The following is a 3542-nucleotide window of genomic DNA, read 5'->3' on the forward strand; positions in this document are numbered from 1 at the left end:
CGCTGATTTTCTTACCCCGTCCCCCGCTATCCCAATTGGTCGGGGGGGGGTTGAACTCCGATGCCGGCTTGCCCAATGTCCGCTCCACATGGTTGCGGCTCATTGATAGTTTCTTGTTATTTTCCATGATAAAAAGGGTTGCGTTGTAGGCAATTAAGGTTGCTTTATTGTGATTTTCCATGCAAAGATAACCGATATTTGAGATATTTCAAAAAATATTTTTTGCATTTATGACGCTGTTTTTCTCTGATGAACACCCCCAATTGAGTATCTTTGCGGAACAATATCAACAATCAAGCTCATAGATTTGTTTCATGATCATAATCCGAAAGTTTTCATTTTAAGTTCACGTTAACAGACTATTGAAACTATGCTTCTGAACATCTTGTTTCTACTCTTAGGACTGGTGCTGATCCTCGTCGGCGCCAATACACTGACCGACGGCGCATCGGCGGTCGCCAAACGCTGGGGCGTCAGCGATCTTGTGATAGGACTTACCATTGTCGCATTCGGCACTTCAGCCCCGGAACTGGCCATCAGTTTTATTTCCGCTCTCAACGGAAGTGCGGAAATGGCTGTCGGCAATGTTGTCGGCAGTAATATCTTCAACATTCTGGTCATTATCGGTGTCACAGCTATGTTCTCACCAATCAAAATCGAGAAAAGCATTATGACCAACGAAATTCCACTGGTCATACTCTCTGCCATCGCACTTCTGGTAATCGGCAACGGGCCGATACTTGATGGTGACACAAGCTCTGTGGTCTCCAGGGTTGACGGAATCTTACTGCTGCTCTTCTTTACCATCTTCATGCGCTATACTTTCGCTCAGGCCAAATCCACGCCTCAGGAGGGCCAGGAGGCCGAAATAAAAGGCGACAACAAGATTATGCCGTTATGGAAATCCGTCCTTTGGATCATCGGAGGCCTTGCCGCTCTCGTATATGGAGGAGACCGTTTTGTCGCCGGAGCTTCAGGCATAGCATCTGCGCTTGGTGTGAGCGATGCGATCATCGGACTGACCATCGTCGCCGCAGGCACATCATTGCCGGAACTTGCCACTTCTGTCACTGCCGCACTGAAAGGAAAAACCGGAATAGCTCTCGGAAACGTGATCGGCAGCAATATATTCAATATTTTTATGGTGCTCGGAGTCACTGCGACAGTCAGGCCACTCTCTTTTGGCGGGATCGGCAACCTTGATCTGCTGGTACTGACTTGCGCAAGCCTGCTTTTCTGGATTTTCGGATGGTTTTTCAGACAACGGACAATTACACGCACGGAAGGTGCCATTCTGACCGCAGGTTATATAGCCTATGTGACCGTACTGATCATGCAGTCTGCATAAAAACCAATCCTGCAAGACGGATGTTATAAGAAAGTAATCAGAATTTCTTAAATTTTCTTATAAACTTATTCGTCACCGCCTATGTCAGGAAACCCAACTTCTTCTTACAGTGAGGATATACACAAGGTCTCATTTTCCGCACTGCTGATCACCATAGGCATTGTCTTCGGCGATATAGGCACTTCACCTCTCTATGTGATGAAGGCCATAACGGGTGCTAATCCAGGTGCCGGGCCGGACTATATCATTGGAGCTGTCTCGTGTGTGATATGGACTCTCACATTACAGACCACCCTGAAATATGTGATCATCGCACTCCGCGCCGATAATAAAGGCGAAGGTGGCATTCTGGCCTTATATTCCCTTCTGAAAAACATGCGCCACCGCTGGCTCTACGTACTGGCTGCCATCGGCGCAAGCGCACTGATCGCCGACGGAGTGATCACACCGGCCATGACAGTCACTTCTGCTGTCGAAGGACTCCGAGACATAAGTCCCAACGCTCCGATTCTGCCGATAGTCCTCGTCATCATCACCGGGATTTTTCTTGTCCAAAGACTGGGGACAAAGACAATCGGAAACTTTTTCGGACCCTTCATGCTCGGATGGTTTCTGATGCTCGGAGTGCTGGGATCGGTACATATTCCCTCCCACTGGGCAATCATGAAAGCTTTCAACCCTTGGTATGCAGCCAAACTTCTGATCAACTACCCTGGGTGGTTTCTGATACTCGGTGCTGTATTCCTCTGTGCAACCGGCGCTGAAGCCCTCTATTCGGATCTCGGACACTGCGGACGCCGGAACATCACTTACAGCTGGGCCTTCATCAAAACAATGCTCATTCTGAACTACCTCGGCCAAGGCGCATGGCTGATCTCACAGGGAAGCGAGATCGCCGATGCCGTCAATCCGTTCTACTCGATCATGCCACGCTGGTTCCTTCCCGCCGGCATCCTGATCAGCACCGGGGCCGCAATCATAGCCAGCCAGGCTCTGCTGAGCGGATCGTTCACCATATTCAGCGAAGCCATGAGCCTCGATTTCTGGCCACGACTCCACATCAAATATCCCTCGACGATCAAAGGACAGCTCTATATTCCAATGATCAATCTCGCTCTCTACATCGGTTGTGTGCTCACAATTCTGATCTTCCGGACATCCTCCCACATGGAAGCCGCCTATGGACTCGCCATCACGGTCACAATGCTGATGACGACAGTACTGCTTGCCTTCTATCTGCACCTGAAAGGGGTAAGCCGATGGCTCATCGCTGTTTTTGCCGGCACATTCCTGACCATTGAAGGCGCCTTTTTCATCGCCAATATGTTTAAATTCATGCACGGAGGCTGGTTTACTGTGCTTATTGCCGGAATAGTATGCACTGTAATGCTCGTCTGGTACAAAGCATCCAAAATACGTGAGAAATTCATCGAGTATTACCGCTTTGGCGATTACACCGATATAATATCCGACATAAAATCCGACAGCGAAATACCGAAATATGCCTCCAATCTGGTCTATCTGAGCCGGGCTTCCAATGCCGATGAAGTCGAAAGCAAACTGATCTACTCTATAATCAATAAACGCCCTAAGCGGGCCGACCACTACTGGATTGTGCGCGTAGAATTCACCGATGCCCCTGACACTCTTGAATATGAACCGACTGTAATCATTCCGGGCACACTCATAAGCCTCAGATTCCGGATAGGATTCCGTATCAGCCCGCAAGTCAGCGTCTATCTGCGTCAGGCCATCGAGGACCTTGTCGCATCAGGCGAGATAGATCTGACAAGCAGCTACCCCTCACTCAGACGCCACGGCATCACAGGAGACTTCAGATTCATTATCCTACATCGCATCTTCTCCCCCTCCAGCCAGTGTGCTCCGGCAGATAAACGACTGATGAACCTACACGCCATTCTGCGGCACATGGAAATGAATGCGAGTGAGGCATTCGGGCTTGACACCAGCAACGTAACAACAGAAATTGTCCCTCTCATAATCGACACCCGCCCAACTCGCCGGATCGCACCGATCGGCAACGGTCCGACAGAGATTCGCACCATCGGCAAATAGCCGGCAGAAAGATATAACGAAAAAGCCCGCAGAATTGCGGGCTTTTTGAGGTTCCTAGCAGATTCGAACTGCTGTAAACGGTTTTGCAGACCGGTGCCTAACCACTCGGCCAAGGAAC

At 49.6% G+C, this 3542-nt stretch carries 3 protein-coding genes and 1 tRNA gene; 2 read left to right on the forward strand and 2 right to left on the reverse strand.

Annotation, left to right across the window (positions count from 1 at the left end):
• Nucleotides 1-181, reverse strand: a 181-nt coding sequence (locus K2H17_RS05655) for a hypothetical protein (RefSeq protein ID WP_300132423.1), incomplete at its 3' end; no start/stop codon positions are given.
• 189 nt (nt 182-370) lie between these two features.
• On the opposite strand from K2H17_RS05655, the gene K2H17_RS05660 reads away from it, so the two are divergent.
• Both K2H17_RS05660 and K2H17_RS05665 read left to right on the forward strand, forming a co-directional pair.
• Nucleotides 371-1348: a calcium/sodium antiporter gene (locus K2H17_RS05660; RefSeq protein WP_300132426.1), complete on the forward strand. Its 978-nt coding sequence runs from the start codon at nt 371-373 to the stop codon at nt 1346-1348.
• 81 nt (nt 1349-1429) lie between these two features.
• On the forward strand, nt 1430-3424 hold the full coding sequence (locus tag K2H17_RS05665; protein ID WP_300132429.1) for a KUP/HAK/KT family potassium transporter: 1995 nt from the start codon (nt 1430-1432) through the stop codon (nt 3422-3424).
• Nucleotides 3425-3472: 48 nt separating this feature from the next.
• Here K2H17_RS05665 and K2H17_RS05670 read toward each other — a convergent pair.
• A tRNA-Cys gene (locus tag K2H17_RS05670) sits at nt 3473-3542 on the reverse strand.

The sequence above is a fragment of the Duncaniella sp. genome (assembly GCF_029054785.1).
In the GTDB taxonomy this organism is placed as follows: Bacteria; Bacteroidota; Bacteroidia; order Bacteroidales; family Muribaculaceae; genus Duncaniella.